Source organism: Aphanizomenon flos-aquae FACHB-1287, from assembly GCF_014698755.1.
Lineage (GTDB): Bacteria > Cyanobacteriota > Cyanobacteriia > Cyanobacteriales > Nostocaceae > Dolichospermum > Dolichospermum flosaquae.
The window spans coordinates 15,726-39,694 of record NZ_JACJTO010000015.1 but is presented as its reverse complement, the minus strand read 5'-3'; the positions used below and the strand labels follow the sequence as shown (position 1 = coordinate 39,694).

Sequence of the window (23,969 nt, the reverse complement as noted above, 5' to 3'; positions counted from 1 at the left end):
GAGAACATAAATTGTAAGTTGTAGACCTAAACTACTAACGGAAACTTGAGCTAGTTGTATAGCTGATAGCTTTCACCAATGCTTTAACTTCACTTCAGCCGGAGAGCGCATTTAGAAATGTCAACGCAAAAAAAACCGGATCTGAGCGATCCCAAATTAAGAGCTAAACTTGCCCAAGGTATGGGTCACAATTACTATGGTGAACCTGCTTGGCCCAATGATTTACTCTATATATTCCCAGTTGTAATTATGGGTTCTTTCGCCTGTATTGTCGCTCTAGCAGTTCTAGACCCCGCGATGATTGGTGAACCCGCTAATCCTTTTGCTACTCCTTTGGAAATTTTGCCAGAGTGGTACTTGTATCCTGTATTCCAAATTCTTCGCTCACTACCCAATAAATTATTAGGTGTGTTAGCAATGGCTTCCGTACCCTTGGGATTAATTCTCGTTCCCTTTTTGGAAAATGTGAATAAGTTCCAAAATCCTTTCCGTCGCCCTGTAGCAACAACAGTATTTTTGTTTGGTACTCTTGTTACTATTTGGCTAGGTATTGGTGCTGCTCTCCCATTAGACAAATCCTTGACTTTAGGATTGTTCTAAGGTAGTTACAGTTAAAATTAAATCTGGTAACGTCTGTGATTTTCAAGAGTGTATGCAGGACAATATCTAATCAGCAAATAGCCGCAATTATTGATGGTCTAATTGCTACTGATATTTTAAAGGAGATATACTTTTGAAGATCAACAGACGTTAACTAAACGGGAATTGCGGAAAGATATCCAACCTCATCATGACTATTTCCGGATGTGAAATTCTCAAATTACAAAAAAACTACTTTCTATTCGAGTTAAGGTCAATGCGTAGCATAGTGCAGCAAGACCATCGGACAGTAAGGAGCGATCTTAAGCTCTTAAGCCCAGTGCAACAATGGTTTGAAGAATTCTGTCAGCAATATTTACCGAAATATGGCTGGTCAGACAGCCAACTTTATCGTCTCAATCTAGCATTAGCAGAAGGCTTTACCAATGCAGTCCGTCATGCTCATCATGCTTTACCACCGGAAACAACTATAGAAATTCAAGTCAGTTTATGGATTGATAAACTGGAAATAAGAATTTGGGATTATGGAAAACCATTTAATCCTGATGTCATTACTGAACCAGAACCAGGGACTCTACAAGTCGGTGGATATGGATGGTTTTTACTCCGTCGCTTGGCTGATAAAGTTGTATATCAACGCGATTCAGATAGTAGAAATTGCCTGTTGATTGTTAAGTATTGTTTAGAAGAACAACAACATTAGAAATTGGTCAGCTAATCGGCTTTTAAAAGTCAAAAATCAAAAGTTGAAGTAATTATAGCTAGAGCTTACAGTAATTGTGTGATGTTTGTTATCATCAGAGGAAGCTAAAAAACTTTTTAAAGAAGAATAATATTTTATTTTCGTCTAGCTAATACCTGTATTATGACTTCACAAGTAAGCTTGTTGTATAACCAACAATGAAAATCGCTATCCTAGGGTCAGCAGCACAAATTTGAGACATGACCTTTAAAAACTTGCAATTCAATTTTGAAAAAATCCGCCCTTGGCTGACCCTGTTAGCAATTACCTGGTTATTAGCATCATTAGGTTTGGGCTGGTTAGTTAATTCCTTAGTAATTATTTTGGGTTTATTGTTTTTTTTACCTGTGGTAGCATTTTTCGGGTTTCGCTGGTGGTTACAAAAGAATCTGGTGAGTGGTCAGTGTCCTGTATGTGGATATGAATTAACAGGTTTAAATAATAGTCAAACACAGTGTACTAACTGTGGTGAACCATTGTTAGTCAAAAACAGTCAATTTCAACGCTTCACACCAGAAGGAACAATTGATGTGACAGCGGTTGAAGTTCAAGCCCAATCATTGGAAGATTAGTCGGTTGTCAGTGGTCAGTGGTCAGTTGTCAGTGGTAAGAGAAAAATAAATATCTTTCTATAGGCGACCTTATCCTCAAGTCTCTTACCTATTCCCTATTCCCCAGTTGTCAATGGGAATCTAGAAGGGTGAATTCATTAGACTAGCCCATTGATCCAGATTTTTGAGAAAATGTGGCTGCTGTAGTTCAGAAAGCCAAAGAATCAAAGCGTCCTCATTGTTATCTTTGTAATAACCCCGTCGTTTTCCCGCAGTTTTGAACCCAAACTTCTCATACAAAGAAATAGCAACGAGATTAGAATCCCGGACTTCCAGGGTAGCTCTCTCCAAACCAAGATCGGTAGCAGTTCGCAGTAGGGAGTACAATAAAGCTTTTCCTAGTCCTTGACCATGATATTGGGGATGAACTGCCAAAATTGTAATGTGTGCTTCTTCTAAAATTGACCAAAAGCACCCCATTCCTAACAGTTCAGAGTGATTAAAAGGTGAAAATAAACCCAAAAAATGACTATTAGGACTTTCTAACTCCCGGAGGTAGCCTTGCATAGTCCACAAACCGTCAAAACAGGCTTTATCCAGTTCTAACAGTTCAGTTAAATTGTCCGTGGTTAAAGATTGAATTTTTAAGTCAGATGAAATCACAGTTTTCGAGGATTGAAGAAGGTTAATTATCCATTACCCATTACCCATTAGCAATGAGAGGGTAAACTGGAGATGAGGACATATACTCATGCCCTGATTTTTCACAAAGACAACTCTTATTAGTTATGGTATTGACTCACCCCGTCGAAGTTGAACTTTCTGGCCGTCAATATTTACAGCCAAAAAATGGCAACAGTGCTGATATTTCCCCCAACCAACAACTCTTACCCTTGACAGCTAGAGTTAATCATCATGACAACCTAGAAATCGGTGAGTGTGATGTAACAACCCTAGTTGAACAATTTGGTTCACCTTTGTATATTTTAGATGAGGAAACCCTGCGGACAGCTTGTAGACAATATCGAGATACCTTTAAAGAATACTATCAAGGAGAATCTCAGGTACTTTATGCCTCTAAGGCGTGGAATTGTCTAGCAGTTTGTGCCATTGTTGCCTCAGAAGGGTTAGGAATTGATGTGGTATCTGGTGGCGAACTTTATACTGCGGTAAGTGCAGGTATGAGTCCTCATAAAATTTACTTACATGGAAATAACAAATCTCGTGATGAGTTAGTTTTAGCAATTGAGTCTGGCTGCACTATTGTAGCGGATAACTGGCACGAGTTGGACTTACTGGTAAATATAGCAGAGGAGAAAACAGAAAAGTATTTCCTTGCGCCCATTCGGATCATGCTACGCTTAACACCGGGAATAGAATGCCATACTCATGAATATATTCGCACTGGACATTTAGATAGTAAATTTGGTTTTGACCCCAATGATTTACAAAGGGTGTTTGCTTTTGTGGGTAAACAGCCGAGTTTAAACTGTGTGGGGTTACACGCTCATATTGGTTCACAAATTTTTGAACGTCAACCACATAGAGATTTGGCTGCTGTCATGGTGCAGTGGTTGAGAGATGCGGCTAAACATAACTTAAAAATAACCGAATTAAATGTTGGTGGTGGTTTAGGGATTAAATATACAGAATCCGATGATCCCCCTAGTATTGTGGAATGGTCAAAGGCGATTTGTGAAGTAGTACAAGCCGCTTGTTTATCAGAAAATTTGCCTTTACCAAAGTTACTCTGTGAACCAGGGCGATCGCTCATTGCTACATCTTGTGTTACTGCTTATACTGTTGGTACTTCTAAAGTCATTCCCGAAATTCGTACCTACGTAGCCATTGATGGTGGAATGTCAGACAATCCCCGTCCCATAACCTACCAATCAGTTTATCGGGCAGTAGTGGCTAATAAAATGTCTATTCCTTGTACGGAAACAGTGACATTGGCTGGTAAACATTGCGAATCAGGAGATATTCTGATTAAAAATGCCCAACTGCCAAAAACTGAACCAAATGATATTCTCGTAGTTATGGGAACTGGTGCATACAATTACAGTATGGCATCTAATTACAATCGTCTTCCTCGACCGGCGGCGGTTGTCGTGGCAAATGGCGAAGCAAATTTAATTTTGCAGCGCGAAACATATCAAGACCTGATTCGACAAGATTGCCTACCGGAAAGACTTAAATAGTTCCTAGTCAGTTGTCAGTGGTCAGTGGTTAAAAAATCACAAATCACAAATGACAACTGACAAATGACAACTGACAAATGACTATAAGAATCCAGATGTCATGAGAGATTGGTGGAAGCAATGGCTGATAAACCTGGGAGATTGGTCGCAGTCCTTGCTCCTTGGGACTCTGGATATGATGTTAGTTCTGGCACTAACATACATGATCCTGGTAATTATTAGTGAACGGCGCACGTTATGGATGGTGCGAGGATTTATAATCTTAATGCTCTGCTCGGCACTCAGTGGCAAATTAGGATTACCACTGCTAAATTTTGTCCTGGAAAAATTAGTGATTGGCTGTGCTGTGGCTATGGCTGTAGCACTTCAATCAGAATTTCGCCGCTTTTTGGAACAATTGGGACGTGGTGAATTTTGGCAGTTATTTCGCAATAACGCCAGCGCGATTCCTAAATCGGATAGTGTAATTGATGAAATTGTTGATGCAGTTAAAGAGTTATCAAAAAACCGAATTGGCGCTTTACTAATTTTAGAAACCACAGGACCTATTGAAGAGCAAGATTTCTCCGTCCCAGGGGTCAAGCTAAATGCCGAAGTGTCTAAAGAACTAATCCAAACTATTTTTCAACCCAAAACCCTGTTACATGATGGGGCAACGTTAATTCGTGGTTCACGCATTGTATCATCAGGGATAATTTTACCACTTTCAGGGCGTACAGCGTCGCGCCAGTTGGGAACACGCCATCGGGCAGCCATGGGAATTACCGAAAGAGTCGAAAACTGTATTTGTGTCGTTGTATCTGAAGAAACGGGTTCTATTTCCCTAGCGGAACAGGGAACTCTCTATAGACCACTAACTATTAAAAAGCTCAAAGAGTCTTTAGAGGCTCGATTTTCTCCAACTGTAGATCGGGAAGCTGTAGCTCCTGGTCTTGTGAGTTTAGTTCGTCAGCTTGGTAATCAATCACTAAGACTAATTTCCCGATTACCTGGATTACCTTGTCTTCGACACGCTACCCGTAGCTTATTTCCCCGTAGGGATACGACCGCTTCTCAAGATAAAAAATGAAACCACAACAAACTGAATTGCAACATTTACCCCTTGACTTAAACAGAGAATCACTACCCCAGCACGTTGCGGTAATTATGGATGGTAATGGCCGATGGGCACAACGTCAAGGTTTACCCCGGATTATGGGTCATAAAGCTGGTGTGGATGCTCTCAAGGATTTACTTCACTGTTGTAAGGACTGGGGAATTAAAGCACTAACGGCCTATGCTTTTTCAACGGAGAATTGGAAAAGACCACAGGAGGAAGTGGAATTTTTAATGAATCTATTTCAGCGGGTTCTACGACAAGAACTGCGGGAAATGGTAGAGGAAAATGTGCAAATTCAGTTTGTTGGCAATTTATCGGCTTTACCACAGGCTCTTCAGACGGAAATTTCCCGTTCTATGGCAGAAACTAAGGATAATCATAGTATCCGGTTTACCATAGCTACTAATTATGGAGGTAGACAGGAAATCTTACAAGCTTGTCGGGCAATTGCCCAAAAGGTTAAGGAAGGTTCTTTAAACCCTGATGATATCTCTGAAGAGGTATTTGAAGCCCATTTATATACGGCCGGAATAGCAGATCCAGATTTATTAATTCGTACTAGTGGGGAAATGCGATTATCAAATTTCTTACTTTGGCAAATGGCTTATGGTGAAATTTATATTACTGATACTCTCTGGCCTGATTTTGATCGCAGTGAGTTTCATCGGGCTATATCTGTTTATCAACAAAGAGAACGTCGGTTTGGGAAAGTCTAACAATTTTTGATTTTACATTGTGAGTTTAGATAGGTCATGATTGAATTATGGTCCAGAAAACACGGCTTCCTCGATATCTTCCCTGCTCAGCGAGTATTTAAAGGAACGTTGAATATCTTGATGGTTTTCTCCTGATTGAAGATAGCGAACTGTTATTTGTTCAGTATCTAACCAAAGTTCTGCTTCCCAATTAGCTCGTTGTACACGCCAATAATGTAAATGGGTATCGTCTTGTTGACAACCTTGGTTTTTTAGCCATTGTTCGATTTCTGGTAAAGGATGACTATAAAGGGGCATATTGGCGGGTAGCATAGGCAATTCAACTCAAATCAAAAGTATAAAAAATATCGGCTTATTTTAGCGGTGGGAAATTGGATTTAACCAATTGTCTCTCCACGTAGAATAGCTATGGCAATCGCTAATAGCATACAACTAATAATGGTCAACCCCAAAATAAATAATACAAATATTTCTCCAGAGGACAAGGAGCGATCGCTTGCATCCAAATACATCGATTTTGAAAAGTCATAGGGTTTATGTACGGAATGATTTAAATCTGGTGGGGATTGAATAACGCTAAAACGGGAATACCCAATTTTTAAATCATAGTTTAAGCGTCTTTCTGGATTACTCAGGGTAGCGTAGGCTGTATTAATTTGCTGAAATTGGGCAGTAGCAATATTAGCAGGTAATTCTGTCGTGTCTGGATGATAGATTTTACTTAATTCTCTATAAGCGCGACGAATATCAATTACTGATGCTCCCGGATTGAGTCCTAGCAGGGAATAATAGGTAATATTGCTGCTGTGTGGGAATTCCCCATTGTGGTTCACGGTTTTTTGAGTCACTTTGCTCAAATATCTTTTTTTGTATTCTAAGTCTTTTGTGAATAAGAAAGAAAGTACAAGAAATGGTAATATTTCCTAACATCAACCCAACCTACACAATGTGTATTATTACTTATGAAATGCCAGGTTCAATATTCAATTCTCTGAGTTTATCTGCTAATTGTTCCGCGCTTTCCGTTGCCTTTTCTACACGTTGTTTTGCTTCTTCTCCACGTTGTTTTGCTTCTTCTCCGAGTTGCTTTACTTCTTCTCCACGTTGTTTTGCTTCTTCTCCGAGTTGCTTTACTTCTTCTGAGCTTTGGTTTGCTTCCTCTGCAAGTTGGGTTTGTTGTACCCCGTATTCTTCTGGTGTTAGCATTATCTTTCCTTATGGCATAAAATAACGTAATTTAGGTCTAAAGCGGGGTCAATATTTTGGATAACCGTCATAACCTATTTTCAGGGTAACAGATCCCGGAGCCTAAAATTCTCTCCCCACGCCGTATCTTTCATCTGTGTTCTTTGATCTTTTCTGTAATTTATTTTACCGTTAAATTAAATCAGCCCGTGGTTTAAAAGTTTCTATTTCTCGCAACTTTTCATAAAGTTCCCGTTCTTGGGGTGTAATACTTTTGGGAGTTACTATCTGAATTTCTACCAATTGATCACCTCGTTGACCATTTTCACCAGGGTAGCCCTTATTACCAAGACGGAATCTTTGTCCCGACCTGACACCAGGAGGAATGGTCATTTTCACCGGACCATCAAGGGTAGGCGCTTCGACTTGTCCGCCCAATGTTGCTTCACTGGGAGTTACAGGGACTTGACAAAAGATATTAGTACCTTCTAGCTTAAACAAAGGATGGGGATCGACGGTAATTTTCAAGTATAAATCACCACCACTAATTCCTTGATTTCGCAAGCGAATTGTTTGCCCTGTCACCATAGCCGGGGGCATAGTCACTTCGAGCGATCGCCCATCTTCTAAGCGTATTCTTTCGCTACCACCTTGATAAGCTTTTTCTAAAGGTAAGGTTAATCTAGCTTCAATATCCCGACGGGTAGCACGAGGTGGGGGAGTATTGACCGTATATGCAACTTTAGTTCGTGGACTGCGGAAGGGGTCGCTAGTGGTGGTATTTTCCGAACTAGTTCTGGGTTCTTTGCGGTTGCTGACACCAATTACCTGATTAACAAAACTCTCAAAATCGTTAAATTGGCTGGGGTCTACTTCTTGACCAGAACGCCCGTTAGGGCGGTTATCCCAACCTTTTGGCTTAGGAGTTTGTTTATTGGCAACAAAGCCGTTTTGCTGCCAATAGCGGCTAAATTGATCATATTGCGATCGCCTGCTAGAATCAGAAAGGATTTCATAAGCCTCACCGATGGTTTTAAACTTTTCCTCAGCTTCCTTATTTCCAGGATTCAGGTCAGGATGATATTGTCTAGCTAAACGACGGTAAACCTTTTTAATTTCCTCGCTAGAAGCATCTTTAGAAACTCCTAATATCTCGTAATAATCCCGAAAATTCTGCAAATTTTGCATAATCTGTTAAGTGTTAGTTGTCAGTGGTCAGTGGTCAGTGGTCAGTTGCGCTTCTACTTATGACTGACCCTGCAAATCAAATTATTGGGAAAGATTTTTGAATGTAGATCAAATCAAATATAATTAATCTAAAATCTAAAATCGAGATTATAGCCAATCATCATCATCATCCCAGTTATCTTGATAACTAGGGCGTTTACTGCGAGTGGGACGACCTTCATAATTGGGAGAACGACTTGAGTTGCCATAATCCCTGTTAACACCTCGATTAGATGAATCTTGCTGATAGTTATTTCTGTAAACATCTCTTTCCGGCTCTTTTTCTTTTTCACCTGCAAAGATGTCACGGATAGCACCAAATAAATCTTCGTCTTCATCCTCAGCATAATACTGACGGACTTCTCTATTCAGTTCATACAGAGCATCTTGTAAATCAGCATAAGCCTGATCAATACCGCGATCTTCGTCAGCTTGTAAACTTTCCCGTAAATTTCGGCAAATATTATCAATGCGTTGACGACGGTTACGGGCAAATTGCATTCCCATTTCCAAAGCGACTTCTCGCAATTGCCGTTCTGCTTGCAATATTAACGCTTCAGCACGGGTACGCTTTTCAACTCGTTCCTTCCGTTTTCTGTCAACGTCAGCATATTTTTGAGCATCCTGAATCATACGGTTAACTTCCGACTCACTTAAAGTAGAAGCGCCTTGAATAGTAATGCTTTGTTCTCTGCCCGTGGTACGATCTAGGGCTGTTACCTGTAAAATCCCATTAGCGTCAATATCAAAAGATACTTGAACTTGGGGAATACCCCTGGGTGCGGGAGGAATGCCATAAAGTTTAAACCGGCCCAAAGACTTGTTATCTGTGGCCATGTCCCTTTCACCCTGAACAATATTGATTTCTACGCTATTTTGGTTATTTTCAGAGGTGGAAAAAATGTCAGAACGACGGACGGGGATAGTTGTATTGCGGGGGATCAGTTTTTTCATTACACCACCGATGGTTTCTAAGCCCATAGATAGGGGTGTAACATCTAAGAGGAGTACATCCTTGAGTTCTCCAGCGAGAATACTGCCCTGAATGGCTGCACCCACAGCAACGACTTCATCAGGATTGACGTTTTCACTGGGTTCAATACCAATTAAGTCTTGAACTAGCTGTTTCACCATTGGTATTCTCGTCGAACCACCGACTAATACAACTTCTTCGATATCTACAGGAGAAAGTCCGGCATCCTTTAAAGCTCGTTTAACTGGTGCTTTTAATCTACTCAATAAGTCTATACATAAACCTTCAAATTGCGATCGCGTGATGGAAGTTTCTAAGTGTTTTGGACCATCCTCTGTGGCGGTAATGAAGGGTAAATTAATATCAGTGACACTAACGGCAGAAAGTTCAATTTTCGCCTTTTCTGCGGCTTCCATTAACCGTTGCAAAGCTTGTCGATCTCTTCTTAAGTCTACACCCTCTGCTTCTAAAAACTGTTCTGCTAACCAATCAACTACTTTTCTGTCAAAATCATTACCACCAAGTTGAGTATCTCCACTGGTAGATTTAACCTCAAATACGCCCTCACCCACTTCTAACAAAGAGACATCAAAAGTTCCACCACCCAAATCAAAAACGAGAATAGTTTCTGTGTAACCTCGATCTAATCCGTAAGCCAAAGATGCCGCTGTAGGTTCGTTGAGAATGCGTAAAACATCTAAACCGGCAATTCGGCCTGCGTCACGGGTCGCTTGACGTTGGGAATCATTAAAATAAGCCGGAACAGTAATCACAGCCCCAGTCACAGGTTCACCTAAATAACGACTAGCATCATCAGCTAATTTTTTCAACACCATGGCGGAAATTTCTTCTGGAGAAAATTCCTTATTTAAACGGGGACAAGCAACTTTAATATTGCCAATTTCATCTTTACGGATAGTGTAAGGAACACGCTTAGAATCCGGGTTTAATTCGCCATATTTGCGCCCAATGAAGCGTTTTACTGCAAAAAAGGTATTTTGGGGATTAAGGACGGTTTGCCGTCTGGCCATTTGCCCCACAACCCTTTCCCCTTCTTTACTAAAGCCAACTACGGAGGGGGTTGTTCGCATTCCTTCTGCATTGGCAATCACCACCGGCTTGCCACCCTCCATGACGGCGACTACTGAGTTGGTTGTACCCAAGTCGATGCCAACTACCTTGCCCATGCGTTACTCGTCTCCTGTTGCGTGTTTTGTAAATTTATTATGATATAATAATACTGCTTTTAGCTTGGTACTAAATCAGGTCAACAATCCAATAGTATAATAGTCATTATTAAATCAGAAACTAAAGGCATTTTAGCAACAGCAGCGCTACTTGCTAAACTAGGATAGCATTTTAGGTCAGTTGTCAGTTGTCAGTGGTCAGTTGGAAAAGGAAATATTGATCTTTACTCTTGCCCATTAAACATTATCTTTATCCACTTTGAATTTAAAACAGCGGTTAGAAAACCATCTTCAGGAAGTAGCCAGAGAACGCAACCCATACATGGACAGTGCGGCGCATTTCTTTGTTCAAGAATACATTCGCCAGCAATTAGGACAATGGGGAAGTGTGGAAATCCACACCTTTGAAGTCAGAGGTAAAAGCTGTAGAAACCTGATTTTAAATTTACCCGCTGCAACCACAAAACAAAAGGCAGATTTACCACCTATTTTAATTGGCGCTCACCAAGCTATATGATGGTGTATTAGGAACTGTTGGGGCTGATGATAATGCAACGGGTGTGGCGGTTTTATTAGAATTTGCCAGAAGTTTTGCCGAAACTCCCGCTAGATATCCTTTGCGGCTGGTGGCTTTTGACATGGAAGAATATGGGTTGTTGGGTAGTGCTGATTATGCAGCTTTGTTGCGCGAACAAAAGCAACCTCTTCGCTTGATGATATCTTTGGAAATGTTGGGATATCGGGATTCTACTCCTGGTTCTCAAAAATACCCATTTCCTTTAGAGTTATTTTACCCAAATCGTGGTGATTTTATAGCTTTAATTGGCAATTTAAAGACTTTGGGTGATTTAATTAGTTTAAGTAAAAGTATTCACAAAGTTGGTATACCTAGTCAATGGCTACCAGCACCAAATCGCGGTTTATTAGTTCCCCAAACTCGCTTAAGTGATCATGCACCTTTTTGGGATCAAGGTTATCCGGCAATCATGGTGACGGATACGGCGTTTATGCGAAATCCCCATTATCACAAACCAAGCGATACTATTGCTACTTTGGATTTAGATTTTCTCACGGGTGTCTGTGAGGGTTTGGAACAGGGAATTAGGAGATTGTAAATTAAGATTATTGTCTGAATCAGGATATCCAGGATTTAAGGATTAACAGGATTAAAACTTCTTTTGTTCGTCAATTCGGACGTTTCTGCTGTAAATAAGCGATTCCTACGGAGTGCTTCGATATCTCACTCAACAACAAATACTCTCAAATAATTTGATGTGTTCTTAGAGGGCGAATTTACTCAACAATCATCTTCTAAAATTTACGGTTAAGCACATAATTTTCTATTATAAAGTGTTAGCTGTTATTTAGACGTGGATAGACATACTGAATTAGGGAGGTTCTTCCTTGAATAAACAATACCCTTACTTGCATCACTATGCCGTTACAATCCTCAAGCTCAAATGGCTCATCGATAATAAAATTTCCAGGTTGTTGAACACCTCCATTAATCGCAATGTTGTCCGCATACAGATAAGTTCGACCGGATGTATCTAGAATTGGATTAAGCCGTCCTTCAAGGCTAGGTACATAGCAAGTGCTGTCACAGATCAACGAACCAGTATTTTCTGACTCAAACAAAGTTACCTTTAAGTCATCGCTTGGGTTCCAGGAGTTAATTAGGACACCAGGATACTGTGGATGAGCTACTAGCAAGCGATATAAACGTCTAGTAGGAATTTCGATCACGGCTTTTCCCTCGGAAGATGTCACCACACTTTTTGTCGTACTGTTATCGGCAATCGCTGTTATCGAGGCATGGTCAACTGGTAAACCTTCAGATGAACATACAGTGATCTGGGCATTTATTGGATTGGCTTGTGGAGCTTCAGAAAAAATTACTAATTTCTGATTTGAGTTAGTGTGTTGCTTTTGTATAAGATTCTGTTTTTCGACTTCTTCGACTTTTTCTAAAATATCTTTGTCAAGATTAGCATCAAGCATTATGTTAGCTTTATACAAAAAATCTGAAAATGTATACATCCAGAATTCTACTTTTGCAGCATCATAAAGTTCCTTAACTAATTCTTCTCGCGGACTATCAATCCTATTATTCTTATCATCGCTCTTGTAACACCAATCAGGTTTGATATCATTTATAATTAGAACAATAGATTTTCCTCTCTTTTCAGCATAAGAAATAATCTGTTTCCATGCGATTAAGTCTCCGTAAATTTGTATTCCTTCTTTTTTTCGCTTTCCTCTACTATCTTCATAACCAGGAGGAATATCTGAGCGATAACGTAGTTCTCCTTCTTTGACAATTTCCATCAAATCAGAAAAGCTATATCCTTCTCCTACTTCAAAATATTTGCTAAATCCTTCTAAAACAGGATCGTTTTTTGACAACTCTGTGATATGTTTTTCTCTATTGGAAATTTCCTTCTTTACTTTATTTTCAAATTCTTCAAACTGATTTTCAAATTCACGTATTTTATCTCCAATTTCGTTAAATAATTCCTCAAATTCGTTTATTACAAGTTCAAAGTCATCAATCAGGTTTTCTCCTAAATAAGGATGCTTCTCTGATTTTTTAGTTTTATCTTTTAAATCATTGAATTTCCCACACAAAGTCGCCAATTCATTTTTTTTAATATTTTTCTCTAATAGGTCATGTATATTTTTAATACTTTTCCTAATAATTTCTAAATGACCACTATCTTTATTGTTCTGATCTATTTTAATTAAATTTTTATAGGACTGGATAGGTTTTGTTGTAACTTTTTCTCTATTCTTCAAATATTCATATTCTACTTGTTGAGGAATCCATAAGCGATTAACTAACTTTTGAAAAATATTTGTAAATATCTCAATCCTTACATGATCAGAATAATAGTAAAATTCCAATAATGCAGATGTATCAAAAATGAAGATGCAATCCTTCCATAATCGTTCCTCTTTAGTTGGGGTAAGATTATAGAGTTCTATGTTTTCCTTTTTTATCATATTTCAGAGAGATTCGCTAACGGGTAAATTGAGCAACAGTAAAATATTTTCACTCTCGACATAGAGTATCACAATAATATCCACTCTAATGATTTGTTATGCCTTGATCGCCTTAACAATGATCTTCTCATGTTTACGATTATACTATCCGAAGGTCATCTCTGCCCTCACTTGTAAGCAAGCAGAAATCGCATCTTGAATATTCTCTAAAGCCTCTTCTTTTGTCTCTCCCTGACTAATGCAACCAGGAATACTAGGACATTCAATAATCCAGACACCATCTTCGTCTCGATCAATCGTGACATTGAATTTCATACTAAGTTGTAGTTAAGTAATACCTGTATTTTAGCTTTGAAAATTTCGATTATTAGTCTTAATGGAAGATTATCGCAGATTCTCGAAAAAAGTCAATTGCTGGTGTATTTCACAAACTACCATAAACGGGAATTGCTGCACCACGGACATCCTTGGCCGCTTCTGAGGCTAAAAAACAAATAACTTAAGCGATAGATTCCAGTTTTACCCATTTATCAGCGATTTCTGCGGGTGTACCTACTCTGTTAGCGGGGGTATCAATGACACTGGGGAGAATGGTATTAGCGGTAATGTTAGTACCTTTGGTTTCATCTGCGATTCCTACGGAGCGCTTCGCTATCGCTTTCGTTAAGGCTATCACCCCAGCCTTAGCCGCAGAATAAGCCGCTAAATTTCCCGCAGGTTTAGCCCCAGCGCGAGAAACGGTAAGATTCCCTATTCCCTAAATTTGGACTTTATTCGCTCCAATCCGTTGGTACAGATTACATTAGTCTAAACTGGTGGGAATTTTCGCGCCTTGCATCATAGCTGTAAAACTTGTCAGGGGGTGTTATCCTAATGGTTAACTTGTCATAATATTAATTTTAACCCTAACTTTCTCCGGCAAAAACTAGGATCATCAGCGATTACTAATGTTAAAAAAATTACAGAAAACACAAATTTATTTGCTTGCTGGTGCTGGGCTTTGTGCCTTTTTAGCTGGGGGAATGGTATCAGCCCCGCAAGCTGGCAAAACTCTAAGTCGGTGGTTGAAAGTGAGTCAGAGTAAGCAGGAAAGCCCCTCTGAGACTGGAAAAGTCAAGTCGGTTGTATTTGCTTTGTTGTCTCAATCTGTACCAGAAAGATTAACAAAACTTACGGAAATCGCTGAAACAGGTAGTTATCCAGACCGGGAACGGGCTCGTTATCTGTTAGCTAGTGATTACGTGGAAACTTCTCAAGGAAAAAAAGCCCTGAGTCTGTTAACAGGACTGGAAAAAGATTTTCCTGTTTTAGCACCTTATATTTTACTTAAACAAGCCCAGGCTCATAATATTTTGGGTGAAGATAACAAAGCTGCGGATTTGCGCCGCAAGGTCCTAAAAGAATATTCTCAAGATGCAGCGGTGGTTAAAGCCATTTATGCCGTTGCTCAACCAAGATTATATGATCAAGCGATCGCTAAATTTCCCTCCCACCCCCTGACTTGGGAAATTATTCGTAAACGTTTAAAAGATAATCCTAATCAACCCAATTTACAATTAATTTTGGCTAAATACGCATCTGATGAGCCAGGAATTGTGGGTATATTAGATCAGTTGGTAAAACAGCCACAACTTGAACCCGCTCATTGGGAAATCATTGGTTCAGGTTACTGGGATAACAATCAATTTACTAAAGCTAAAAATGCTTATATTCAAGCACCAAAAACTGCCACTAGTCTCTACCGCATTGCCAGGGGATTACAATTAAATAAAGAACAAAATCAAGCAGTTGTAGTTTATAAACAACTACTACAAGAATTTCCCACTGCTAAAGAAACCCCAATAGCTTTATTAAGATTGTCGGATATCGCTAAAGGTAAAGACTCTATTATTTATCTTGACCAAATAATTAGTAAATTTCCTGATCAAGCGCCTCAAGCATTAGTCAAAAAAGCCAAGATATTAGAATCTCTCAAAGATAATCAATCAGCTAATACTACAGAGAAATTATTGCTAGGAAAATATAGCAACTCTGAAGAAGCGGCAGAATTTCGCTGGAAAATTGCCCAAGCTAAAGCTAAAAATAATGACTATTTAGGAGCATGGCAATGGGCACAACCAATTACTATTAATAACAAAACTAGTATTTTAGCTCCTAGAGCCGGATTTTGGATAGGCAAATGGGCAATGATGTTAGGAAAACAACAGGAAGCTATTACTGCTTATCAATCTGTAATTAATGAATTTCCTCAGTCTTATTATGCCTGGCGTTCGGCGAGTATTTTGGGTTTGAATGTTGGTAATTTTGACGATTTGCGGGGAATGAATCCGACAATTATTTTCCCTCAACGTTCTGTTCCTCCCGCTGGTTCTCAGACTTTCCATGAATTGTATTTACTGGGACAAAATCGTGATGCTTGGTGGCAATGGGAAACAGAATTTAAAAATAAAAATCAGCCCACTGTTTCTGAACAATTTACCGAAGGATTAATGAGATTAACTAAAGGTGAATATCTCAGTGGTATTGACAAAATTTCTAAATTAGAAGACCGAAAAATACCCGCAGAAAAAGCCGAATATGCGGCTTTAAGTCAACAAGTAAGTTATTGGCAAGCCCGTTATCCTTTGCCTTATTCTAAAGAAATTGAAAAATGGTCTATTTCCCGGCAACTTAATCCCTTACTAGTTACGGCTTTAATGCGTCAAGAGTCCCGCTTTCAGTCGAAAATTAAGTCACCGGTCGGTGCAACTGGTTTGATGCAAGTTATGCCCAGTACGGGAGCATGGATAGCTCCACAAATTGGTTTAGATTTTAAAAAACTTAATCTAGAAAATCCCAATGATAATATTATGTTGGGGACTTGGTATCTTGATCATACTCATCAACAGTATAGCAATAATTCTATGTTAGCGATCGCTAGTTATAATGCAGGTCCTGGTAATGTTGCTAAATGGTTGCAAACCATACCGAAAAAAGATCCAGATGAATTTGTCGAGGAAATTCCTTTTGATGAAACTAAAAATTATGTCCGTCAAGTTTTCGGTAACTACTGGAATTATCTACGACTTTATAACCCGGAAGTTTCTGGTATAGTTACCAAATACTCACAAAATACATCCAAAATTACCACCAAATTAATTAAACCTTAGGAGAATCATTGTAATGTGTATTTAGCAAGTGTAGATTTTCATTGTCCTATAGGTGAGGCGTATGATCAATTCATTGGTCAATTATTAATTGTTTACCGCACCTTTTACAAAATCCCGCATCTCCATCATGGAATGCTAAACCACATCTTTGACAAACAGTTTCCACCTGATTGGCAGTTTTTACTAATCGTCTAATTAAGTCGCCAATTTGCCAGGGAATCAGGGCTACTCCTGTTAAAATCATTAATACCGTTAGTAAACGACCCAACTCAGAAATTGGTATCACATCACCAAATCCTACTGTTGTCATAGTCACGATAGAGAAATAAAAAGCATCTAAAAAGGTGTCAAAACTTTTTGGATTAACTGGATGTTCAACTTGATAAATTAACCCAGAAAAAACAAAAACTATGGCAAATAGAGTAAATAATATTCTGGCAAAGATGATACGATCTTGATTAATGATACTAACAGTTAAAAACTTTTTATCAATAAATCTTAGTAAACGTAAGATTCTAAACCAACGCAATAGCCGGATAAAACTAATATTTACTAATCCTATAAAAGATGGTAAAATTGAGATTAAATCAATAATTGCATAAAAACTCAGAATATATTTAATTCTATCTTTTGTACTCCATAAGCGGAGTAAATATTCCCCGGCAAAAATTATTAATACACAATTATCTAATACCCTTAACTCTAAGCGGGTATCTTCAGAAATATCATAGGTTTCTGCTACAAAAATTCCCGAAGATACTAAAACCAACAAAGAAATAGTTATACTAATGATTTTGCCTACAGTAGTTTCTAGGTCTGTTAAGTAAAAATCTATTTTCTCTCGGTTTGGTAGCATTTTTTTCAGAATTAAAAATTAAAAAATTCTTACTAATGAGCCATGACAAATTCAGAATTAAAACCTTAAACCGACTCCACCTTGCAAAGATAAAGCCGTACCACCAGTATTTCGGTAGGCATCAAAGGCAATAATAGCATTACCAAAAATTACGGTACTACTATTAGGTATAACATAGTCAATCCCTGGTTGTAAAGCAAAACTAATTTTATTACCGACAGGAGAAGGTGTATCACCACTAGTTAAGACTAACCCAGCACCCAAATAAACATCAGTTTGCCAGTTGAGGGGGAGGTCATAGGAAACAGTCGGAACTATTGCTGTTCCCTTACCAATTAAAGCTTGAGTGCGGAAAGAAACAGGTGTTTCCAGTAATTTGTAGCGAAAAGCTAGAACTCCACCCACTTGAGTACCATCTGTCAATCCTACAGTCGGACCAATACCAACATAACTACCATAAGCTACTTGCGCCGGTGCTGGTTGAGAGTTTACCGTTAAACTTAAAGCTGTTGCCATTCCCATTACCCCAAGCCAATACTGAAAGTGTTTCATTTGTCCGTTGTTATTACTCTTGCCTTTCCCTATTCCCTGCATTATCCCCTATTTCCGGCATTATGGACAACGAGAATGTAGTCCACCTTGAGTACAAATAAATGCTAATTGCTGCTGATCTAAATTTTTAGCTTTACTAAAATCTACTCCTTTGATTGAGGCATTTTGAGAACCAATATCCGGTGTTTCCACAAACTGGTCTGCTGGATTTTGTTTACCGACAAAGAGAATTGTACCTTGAAAATCTGCTCCAGCGACATTTGCTTCCCGTAAATCAGCGCGACTTAAATCAGCATCTCGCAAATTAGCGTTTTCTAGATTAGCCGAGCGCAAACTAGTGCCAGTAAGCCGTGTAGAACTTAAATTAGCATAACTGAGATTAGCATAATCTAAATAGGCTTCAGATAAATCTGCACCTTGCCAATCAGTTTTACTTAAATTGGCATAAGCTAATTGTGTACCGATGGCAGAAACACGGACTAAGCGAGCAGAGTATAAATTTGCTTCTGTTAAATTAGCATTGCTTAAATCTGCATTTGTCAGGCTGGCATTTTCTAAAATTGCATTTCGTAGATCTGTACCTACTAGTTGGGCACTACTGAGATTAGCAGCAAATAAACGGGTGTATGATAAGTTGGCTTTATTAAGATTAGCCTGACTTAAATCACTTTGGCTCATGGAAACACGACTTAAGTTAACATTAATTAAGTTAGCTTGTTTTAATTGAACATTATTTAGATCTGCTATTACATCATCATAAGTATCCCAACGTCTATCTTCACCGACACTGCGAAACTGACTATCCTGGAAATTAGCTTGGTTAAGATTTGCCGATTTTAAGACAATTCCTGATAAATCAAGATTGTTTAATACAAACTTAAATAGGGACTTTCCTCCAGACTGTTGGCCACCTAATTGAACGTTGCTCAAGTCAATGTTCCTAATTTTACCATGGATAGCCAGAATTTTATTAATTACCTGCTGGGTGAGAATTAACTGATTTTGTCTAATTTCGCTATGGGAACTTTTACCCAGAGATACCAGTTCTCCAGCGAGAAACTGATTCATACGGTTTAATTCGGGAATAGCTTTAAAACCACTATTAATTAAAGCTTGTTGAATGGTATTCAGGATTTTGGGGTCTGTTTCTTTGGCTAACAAGTCAATTAACAATTGAATAGATTGCTGATTATCAATGGTTCCTAGGGCTAAAATGGCTCTTTGTCGATCTTCATTGGTAACACCGTTAGTATTCAACCCTTTGAGGAGTTCAATAAACTTTTGACTATTAATTTGTTCGGTTCTGCGTTGGCTTTCTTGGGTTTGGATATAAATTTGTGTACCTATTAAGGTTGATAACACAGCAATCATGCTAGTTAGTCCTACTAAAAATAATTTAAAGTTGCTATTTTTTGAGGAAGGTGTAGAACTTGCTGGTTGGGTCGAGGGGCTATTTCCATCATTTTGGGCGATTGTTGACTGCTCCCCAGGATGATTGACAGTGCTGGTTATATCTATTGTGTAAGTTCCTGCTAGTTGATCATGAAATGATCGGGGATGCTTTTCAACAGGCCAGCCCTTTGATTCTGCTAAGATCATTAATATGGTTAATGATGTAAACAAAGTTAGATTTGGGAAAGTAAAGCTGTAACGCCAGAGTAGATAGGCTGCGGAAACTGGTATTGTCCAACGTCCTAATCCTTCTCTAACTAGCACCGCGCCTAAACCTGGGGCTGCGCCAGCAACGTTTACTACTCGGACACCAAACCACCGTTTGGGAATTGTACTACCGGTTTTTGCTAATAAATATAATTGCCAGCTAGAAAAGCTTGTGGGTAATAATAGGGCTAATATCCATAAGATATTAGTCGGCCATGCTACGTGGCGAATACCGTAACTTACGGGTAATGCTAAGGGTCTAGCGATCACTTTTTCTGTAACTACGAGGACAGGATTAAGAGGAACTCGCCGGATATTACTATGAGAATTTACGTATACACCTAGATTATAAGGAACTAACCCGCTGGCAATAAAGAGTGTTATTTCTACAGTCCAAGCCATAAAACGCCTGGTTGTTAATGGTATAATATTAGCTTTTTTCGGTTTTTTTGGGCGGCTAGACTGACTAACACTCTTGCTGATCATTGGATTCGCCATTGAATAATTACCTGTGATTTTTTACACCATCATTGGCATGATTAAATAGATTATTGCTTATTGTATTTTTCGATTAGCAATAAAAAATTTGTATCCAAGATACACTAACACCGCCAAAACTGCCAGACTGATTATAGAAGCAACTAAAGCAAATACTGTTTGCACCATCCAAACAGTTAGTAACATGACTACACCTGTAACTGCCACTTTTTTGATTGTTGATAAACTATTAAACCAATTTCTGGATCTTTCTAAATATAAGTTCCATTGAGCAAACCTAGTTACAGGTGTTTGTGCTTCTGGTTTGGGAGTATTTACACTGGTAGATTTGATTTCTGCTTCTAGATCTTGGAGACGACGTTGCCAATTTTCTTCTGGTTGAGATTTCATAAATCTTTATTGACCTTTTATCAACAGTAGATGGGAACATTTTCGCAAAAAACTGGGCGCTACTGCATCAGCATCTTGATAATTCATTGTGCTAATTTTACCGTTTCTGATTTTTATATACCAGTTCCTAGGCTCGTAAGTTAGAAGGTCTTTTAGTTTTAGGGAACAGGGAATCAATTGGTTTGTACTTCATTAGACTGAGAAACGATATGTCATCAGTAATTTTATTGATACTAATATCTTAACAAAAATGGTAATCTGAAAATCAACGAACAGAAAGTTTTTACCTATTGCCATAAATAATTTATTGTGCTACTGTAGGTTACAGATGCGGATATGGCGAAATTGGCAGACGCGCTAGATTTAGGTTCTAGTTCCGAAAGGAGTGAAGGTTCAAGTCCTTTTATCCGCACTTGTAAACTTATGGTGAGCTTGAAGACACTGGGAAAAATGAAATCCTATCAGTGTCTTTGTGATATTTTGTATTAAAACTTTCTGAATTTCTTCCTATTTTCAATATTTCTTTCTGTATAACTTAGTATGTGTTGAACTATATCATGCTAGAGCGTCTTTGTAAAGAAGACATATTTGTTAATCTAATTAGAAGAGATTAAACTGACTTGTACTTGCTCTATGAATTTCTGAAAATATTAAAGTTCAAATTAATTATCTCATGTATTTCATGTAATCTAATAAATTAATTTTCATAATACTTGCCCATGAAAAAATTACACCTTGACTTTAACAATCAAACCATATACAACAGCGGAGAAAATGGTTATATTAAATTTCAACTGAATCAACAAACTGGTGCTGTTTTATCCATTGCTCATACTCAAGAAGTAATTGTTGTCCCTGTGACATCAGTTACAGCTATTCCGAATATGCCCGCTTGTATATTAGGATTAATGAATTGGCGTAGTCATATAATTTGGGTAGTTGATTTACCAAAGATGTTTAATTTAGAATGCCTTGATCATCGGCTGCATCAGTATAATATCATTGTTATTCAGATAGAATCAATGATTTTGGGTTTAGTTGTCCAAGAGATTAAAGGTACAACTAAGTTTATTGTTGATGATGTTCGTTCTCCGATAGGACAAGTAGCATCTAGTTTAGTACCGTACTTATGCGGTTGTGTAGTACAACAGGAACAAATATTACTAGTATTAGATGCAGTCCATATTTTACGTTCGGGTATTCTTGGTATTAACGAATAATTAATACTTAAAAAAATGTGTTAATGTTTTTATTTTATAGGGGTGATAGAAGAAATATATGTTGAATAAAACTGATATTAAACAAAGTAATAGTTCTCCAAATAAAGGATCTTTAATTTCTCAAGGGCAACTTGTTGATATTAGAGGAGGAAATTCAAGTTATAATAAGGTATGGAATCATATATTAGAATATTTGAAAAAATTTAAATTGAGAACAAAATCTATATTTTTGTCCATAACTATTGGAACTTTACCAGTTTTAGGAATTGGGGTAATAACTTATATGTTTGGTAGTAAGTTAATTATAAAGCAAATTATTACATCTCAAGAAACTACAGCAATTAATTTAAGTGATAAAGTTAATAACTTTATTGGAGAACGTTATGGAGATATTCAGTTATTATCTAATATATTGTTTTTAACTCCTCCTAATCCAGTTAAAAATGTAATCAAAAAAGTAGAAATAGGAAAATTTAGAACAACGCGCAAAGTTAATATTAGCAAAATAAATATAGAAATACAAGCTTCCTTAGATCACTTGATAAAAAGTAGTAAAGTTTATGATAGTGTGGCTATATTTGATCTGAATGGACAAGTGATTATTCAATCAGCAGGAGAATCTTTAAATTCAGAAGAACAACGTTTATATTTTCAAGAGGTAATTAAACAAAATATCCCTATTATTAGTGAAGTAGAAATAGTTCAAAATGTAGGTGCAGTAATTTATATAGCTGCACCAATTAAAAATGTAAATGATGGTAATACTATTGGTATAGTCAGAACCCGTATACCTATAAAGGCTTTAGAAGAAGTAGTAAAAGGTTATATGGATAGAAGTTATAAATATTATTTTTTAGATGAAAAAGGGAGAATTCTAATTAGTTCTTATAAGAATTTATTTGGTAAAAAGTTGATAGATGTATATCCATATCCTAGTTTACCTAATATTTTGAAAACTAAAAATATTGATACATTTACAGCGGTTACTAAAAATAATCAAAAGCAGCAATTAATTAGCTATATACCATACCAAAAATCATCAAATTTACGGGATATAAATTGGCAGCTAATTCTAGCAAAAGATGGAGTAATTACCTTTCAGCAAGAAAGAGAATTTTGGAAATTAACCGTTGGTATAACATCATTAATTGCATTGTTAATGACATTGTTTGTAGTTTGGTTAAAACAAAGTATTAATGCTAAAATTATTAATAAATCTATAACAGAAGAAAAGGAGAGTAAAAAGCCAATAAATCTAAGTGTAGTCAACAAACAAAACATTTTAGAACTCCAGGATTTTCAGGATAGTATTCAGCCAATTGTGAACCAAATTCAACAGACGGTTAGTGAAATAAATATTTATTTGAAAAAATTCATAGCAGAAGCAGTGATAGAACCTGAAAAAATACAGGGAAACTTAGAAACAATTAACAATATAACTGTTGCTATTCAATCTATAGCTGATATAGCACAGCAAGCTGTCACCATTGTTAATAATACTAACTATACAGCTACTAAAACTGAAGAAGCAATGGATTTAACATTGCGAAATATTTTTTTGCTTCAAGAAACACTGGATGAAATAGCGAAAAAAATGAGAAGTTTAGGAGAATCTTCTCAACAAATTTCCCGTGTAGTTTCTATAATTAATCAAATTGCTATGCAAACTAATTTATTAGCAATTAATGCAGGAATTGAAGCTGTAAAAGCTGGGGAAGAAGGTCAAGGTTTTGCTGTAGTAGCTGAAGAAGTGGGGGAATTAGCGGCCAGAAGTGCAGTAGCAACTCAAGAAATTGAGGAAATAATTACCAAAATTCAACGAGAAACCAGTCAAGTATTAAAAATAATGACAACGGGAACTAATCAAGTTGCTGAAAGTAGCCATATTATTGAAAATGCCAAATATAGTTTACAACAAATTGTTGATGTATCACAACAAATAGATATCTTAGTTCGGTCAATTTTGAGTTGTAGTACATCTCAAGTCGAAGCATCAAAAATAGTTAGTGAAACTATGAAGGATATTACTATTATATCAGCAAATAATATTAATAATTCTCGTCAAATTTGCGAATTTTTACAAAAAACAGTAGATATTTCTCAGGAGTTAAAACAGACTATTGAGACTTTACCCGCTAATTAATATTCTCATTTGCTCTGA

21 protein-coding genes, 1 tRNA gene and 2 pseudogenes are annotated in these 23,969 nt (G+C 37.5%); 11 read left to right on the top strand and 13 right to left on the bottom strand.

Annotation, left to right across the window (positions count from 1 at the left end):
* Positions 1-117 precede the first annotated feature (117 nt).
* The 3 genes from petD to H6G44_RS09305 all read left to right on the top strand — a co-directional run bounded on the left by petD (position 118) and on the right by H6G44_RS09305 (position 1,914).
* Positions 118-600, top strand: coding sequence for a cytochrome b6-f complex subunit IV (gene petD / locus H6G44_RS09315; protein ID WP_190386219.1), 483 nt, complete (start codon positions 118-120; stop codon positions 598-600).
* Between the two features lie 256 nt (positions 601-856).
* The gene (locus H6G44_RS09310) at positions 857-1,303 is read left to right on the top strand and encodes an ATP-binding protein (protein WP_190386220.1); all 447 of its coding nucleotides are present in this window, start codon (positions 857-859) and stop codon (positions 1,301-1,303) included.
* A gap of 239 nt (positions 1,304-1,542) precedes the next feature.
* Positions 1,543-1,914 carry a DUF2614 family zinc ribbon-containing protein gene (locus tag H6G44_RS09305; RefSeq protein WP_190386221.1) on the top strand — a complete coding sequence of 124 codons (372 nt, stop codon included), beginning with the start codon at positions 1,543-1,545 and terminating at the stop codon, positions 1,912-1,914.
* Positions 1,915-2,034: 120 nt separating this feature from the next.
* Here the strand turns inward: H6G44_RS09305 and rimI are convergent, their stop codons facing one another.
* Positions 2,035-2,556, bottom strand: coding sequence for a ribosomal protein S18-alanine N-acetyltransferase (gene rimI, locus H6G44_RS09300; protein WP_190386222.1), 522 nt, complete (start codon positions 2,554-2,556; stop codon positions 2,035-2,037).
* A 125-nt stretch (positions 2,557-2,681) separates the two neighbouring features.
* Here rimI and lysA point away from each other — a divergent pair, with 125 nt between their 5' ends.
* The 3 genes from lysA to H6G44_RS09285 all read left to right on the top strand — a co-directional run bounded on the left by lysA (position 2,682) and on the right by H6G44_RS09285 (position 5,909).
* On the top strand, positions 2,682-4,094 hold the full coding sequence (lysA, locus tag H6G44_RS09295; protein ID WP_190386223.1) for a diaminopimelate decarboxylase: 1,413 nt from the start codon (positions 2,682-2,684) through the stop codon (positions 4,092-4,094).
* A gap of 100 nt (positions 4,095-4,194) precedes the next feature.
* Positions 4,195-5,163, top strand: coding sequence for a diadenylate cyclase CdaA (gene cdaA / locus H6G44_RS09290; RefSeq protein WP_190386224.1), 969 nt, complete (start codon positions 4,195-4,197; stop codon positions 5,161-5,163).
* Complete coding sequence (locus H6G44_RS09285) at positions 5,160-5,909, top strand: isoprenyl transferase (RefSeq protein WP_190386225.1); 750 nt, start codon at positions 5,160-5,162, stop codon at positions 5,907-5,909. The genes cdaA and H6G44_RS09285 overlap by 4 nt, the downstream gene beginning before the upstream one ends.
* A 45-nt stretch (positions 5,910-5,954) precedes the next feature.
* On the opposite strand, the gene H6G44_RS09280 is transcribed toward H6G44_RS09285, so the two are convergent.
* From H6G44_RS09280 to dnaK, 5 genes are all read right to left on the bottom strand, one after another.
* Entirely contained in the window at positions 5,955-6,227 is a 273-nt protein-coding gene (locus H6G44_RS09280) for a DUF3143 domain-containing protein (RefSeq protein ID WP_190386226.1), read from the bottom strand.
* Between the two features lie 59 nt (positions 6,228-6,286).
* Positions 6,287-6,757, bottom strand: coding sequence for a DnaJ domain-containing protein (locus H6G44_RS09275; RefSeq protein WP_190386227.1), 471 nt, complete (start codon positions 6,755-6,757; stop codon positions 6,287-6,289).
* A 112-nt stretch (positions 6,758-6,869) separates the two neighbouring features.
* Positions 6,870-7,115, bottom strand: coding sequence for a hypothetical protein (locus H6G44_RS09270; protein ID WP_190386228.1), 246 nt, complete (start codon positions 7,113-7,115; stop codon positions 6,870-6,872).
* 171 nt (positions 7,116-7,286) lie between these two features.
* A complete protein-coding gene (locus H6G44_RS09265) occupies positions 7,287-8,282 on the bottom strand; it encodes a DnaJ C-terminal domain-containing protein (RefSeq protein WP_190386229.1) in 996 nt (331 codons plus the stop codon).
* Positions 8,283-8,429: 147 nt separating this feature from the next.
* Positions 8,430-10,481 (bottom strand): molecular chaperone DnaK, encoded by a 2,052-nt coding sequence (dnaK, locus tag H6G44_RS09260; RefSeq protein WP_190386230.1) that lies wholly within the window; start codon positions 10,479-10,481, stop codon positions 8,430-8,432.
* Between the two features lie 259 nt (positions 10,482-10,740).
* Between dnaK and H6G44_RS09255 the strand changes: the two are divergent.
* Positions 10,741-11,596: pseudogene (locus H6G44_RS09255) on the top strand (M28 family peptidase).
* Between the two features lie 238 nt (positions 11,597-11,834).
* On the opposite strand, the gene H6G44_RS09250 reads toward H6G44_RS09255, so the two are convergent.
* The 3 genes and pseudogenes from H6G44_RS09250 to H6G44_RS09240 all read right to left on the bottom strand — a co-directional run.
* Entirely contained in the window at positions 11,835-13,484 is a 1,650-nt protein-coding gene (locus tag H6G44_RS09250) for a PIN-like domain-containing protein (RefSeq protein WP_190386231.1), read from the bottom strand.
* Positions 13,485-13,628: 144 nt separating this feature from the next.
* Positions 13,629-13,799, bottom strand: coding sequence for a type II toxin-antitoxin system HicB family antitoxin (locus H6G44_RS09245; RefSeq protein ID WP_190386232.1), 171 nt, complete (start codon positions 13,797-13,799; stop codon positions 13,629-13,631).
* Between the two features lie 109 nt (positions 13,800-13,908).
* Positions 13,909-14,220 (bottom strand): annotated as a pseudogene (locus H6G44_RS09240) (SDR family oxidoreductase); the annotation flags it as partial.
* 211 nt (positions 14,221-14,431) lie between these two features.
* On the opposite strand from H6G44_RS09240, the gene H6G44_RS09235 reads away from it, so the two are divergent.
* Positions 14,432-16,633, top strand: coding sequence for a transglycosylase SLT domain-containing protein (locus tag H6G44_RS09235; protein ID WP_190386233.1), 2,202 nt, complete (start codon positions 14,432-14,434; stop codon positions 16,631-16,633).
* Between the two features lie 70 nt (positions 16,634-16,703).
* On the opposite strand, the gene H6G44_RS09230 is transcribed toward H6G44_RS09235, so the two are convergent.
* The 4 genes from H6G44_RS09230 to H6G44_RS09215 are packed head-to-tail and all read right to left on the bottom strand — an operon-like array spanning position 16,704 to position 20,588.
* Entirely contained in the window at positions 16,704-17,489 is a 786-nt protein-coding gene (locus tag H6G44_RS09230; protein WP_190386234.1) for an ion transporter, read from the bottom strand.
* Positions 17,490-17,546: 57 nt separating this feature from the next.
* Positions 17,547-18,041, bottom strand: a complete 495-nt coding sequence (locus H6G44_RS09225) for a hypothetical protein (RefSeq protein ID WP_190386235.1) — start codon at positions 18,039-18,041, stop codon at positions 17,547-17,549.
* A 60-nt stretch (positions 18,042-18,101) separates the two neighbouring features.
* Entirely contained in the window at positions 18,102-20,198 is a 2,097-nt protein-coding gene (locus tag H6G44_RS09220; RefSeq protein WP_190386236.1) for a pentapeptide repeat-containing protein, read from the bottom strand.
* Positions 20,199-20,255: 57 nt separating this feature from the next.
* On the bottom strand, positions 20,256-20,588 hold the full coding sequence (locus H6G44_RS09215; protein ID WP_190386237.1) for a hypothetical protein: 333 nt from the start codon (positions 20,586-20,588) through the stop codon (positions 20,256-20,258).
* Between the two features lie 330 nt (positions 20,589-20,918).
* Between H6G44_RS09215 and H6G44_RS09210 the strand changes: the two genes are divergently transcribed.
* From H6G44_RS09210 to H6G44_RS09200, 3 genes are all read left to right on the top strand, one after another.
* Positions 20,919-21,000 (top strand) — tRNA-Leu (locus H6G44_RS09210).
* A 307-nt stretch (positions 21,001-21,307) separates the two neighbouring features.
* On the top strand, positions 21,308-21,808 hold the full coding sequence (locus tag H6G44_RS09205) for a chemotaxis protein CheW (protein ID WP_190386238.1): 501 nt from the start codon (positions 21,308-21,310) through the stop codon (positions 21,806-21,808).
* Between the two features lie 58 nt (positions 21,809-21,866).
* Positions 21,867-23,951, top strand: a complete 2,085-nt coding sequence (locus H6G44_RS09200; RefSeq protein WP_190386239.1) for a methyl-accepting chemotaxis protein — start codon at positions 21,867-21,869, stop codon at positions 23,949-23,951.
* Positions 23,952-23,969 lie beyond the last annotated feature (18 nt).

Excerpts from the sequence above, each read along its gene's own strand:
- petD (WP_190386219.1), top strand. The coding sequence starts at position 118 with ATGTCAACGCAAAAAAAACCGGATCTGAGCGATCCCAAATTAAGAGCT.
- H6G44_RS09310 (WP_190386220.1), top strand. The coding sequence starts at position 857 with ATGCGTAGCATAGTGCAGCAAGACCATCGGACAGTAAGGAGCGATCTT.
- H6G44_RS09305 (WP_190386221.1), top strand. The coding sequence starts at position 1,543 with ATGACCTTTAAAAACTTGCAATTCAATTTTGAAAAAATCCGCCCTTGG.
- lysA (WP_190386223.1), top strand. The coding sequence starts at position 2,682 with ATGGTATTGACTCACCCCGTCGAAGTTGAACTTTCTGGCCGTCAATAT.
- cdaA (WP_190386224.1), top strand. The coding sequence starts at position 4,195 with ATGAGAGATTGGTGGAAGCAATGGCTGATAAACCTGGGAGATTGGTCG.
- H6G44_RS09285 (WP_190386225.1), top strand. The coding sequence starts at position 5,160 with ATGAAACCACAACAAACTGAATTGCAACATTTACCCCTTGACTTAAAC.
- H6G44_RS09270 (WP_190386228.1), bottom strand. The coding sequence starts at position 7,115 with ATGCTAACACCAGAAGAATACGGGGTACAACAAACCCAACTTGCAGAG.
- H6G44_RS09265 (WP_190386229.1), bottom strand. The coding sequence starts at position 8,282 with ATGCAAAATTTGCAGAATTTTCGGGATTATTACGAGATATTAGGAGTT.
- dnaK (WP_190386230.1), bottom strand. The coding sequence starts at position 10,481 with ATGGGCAAGGTAGTTGGCATCGACTTGGGTACAACCAACTCAGTAGTC.
- H6G44_RS09250 (WP_190386231.1), bottom strand. The coding sequence starts at position 13,484 with ATGATAAAAAAGGAAAACATAGAACTCTATAATCTTACCCCAACTAAA.
- H6G44_RS09245 (WP_190386232.1), bottom strand. The coding sequence starts at position 13,799 with ATGAAATTCAATGTCACGATTGATCGAGACGAAGATGGTGTCTGGATT.
- H6G44_RS09235 (WP_190386233.1), top strand. The coding sequence starts at position 14,432 with ATGTTAAAAAAATTACAGAAAACACAAATTTATTTGCTTGCTGGTGCT.
- H6G44_RS09230 (WP_190386234.1), bottom strand. The coding sequence starts at position 17,489 with ATGCTACCAAACCGAGAGAAAATAGATTTTTACTTAACAGACCTAGAA.
- H6G44_RS09225 (WP_190386235.1), bottom strand. The coding sequence starts at position 18,041 with ATGAAACACTTTCAGTATTGGCTTGGGGTAATGGGAATGGCAACAGCT.
- H6G44_RS09220 (WP_190386236.1), bottom strand. The coding sequence starts at position 20,198 with ATGGCGAATCCAATGATCAGCAAGAGTGTTAGTCAGTCTAGCCGCCCA.
- H6G44_RS09215 (WP_190386237.1), bottom strand. The coding sequence starts at position 20,588 with ATGAAATCTCAACCAGAAGAAAATTGGCAACGTCGTCTCCAAGATCTA.
- H6G44_RS09205 (WP_190386238.1), top strand. The coding sequence starts at position 21,308 with ATGAAAAAATTACACCTTGACTTTAACAATCAAACCATATACAACAGC.
- H6G44_RS09200 (WP_190386239.1), top strand. The coding sequence starts at position 21,867 with ATGTTGAATAAAACTGATATTAAACAAAGTAATAGTTCTCCAAATAAA.